Source organism: Planococcus sp. RAB007_Raresut (genome assembly GCF_057369535.1).
The window spans coordinates 1-257 of the sequence record NZ_JBXYIF010000184.1; the positions used below are offsets into that span (position 1 = coordinate 1).

General features: G+C 37.7%; 1 protein-coding gene. It reads left to right on the forward strand.

The features are described 5' to 3' along the window. Positions 1–257: hypothetical protein (locus AC2Q9J_RS18215; protein WP_499042128.1), on the forward strand; the 257-nt coding region annotated here is incomplete at both ends.

Consider the following 257-nt stretch of genomic DNA (forward strand, 5'->3'; position numbering starts at 1 on the left):
TTTTTTTGCATATCTATGACATTAGGAGTAGAAACATTTAAAAGTCTTGATATAGCTCCAGTTTTCTTTTGCATTGGAATTGAGATGATTGTGGTGAAACTAATGAAGATGGCTGGTTCCGTTCGGACCGGTGGGAAGGGTACTAAGAGAAGGAAGAAGAAGGCTGTTCAATATACAACTACAACTTATATCAAAAGCCTACAAAGCACCTTGAAAAGAATAGGGGTGAATGCCATACCTGGAATTGAAGAAGTAAC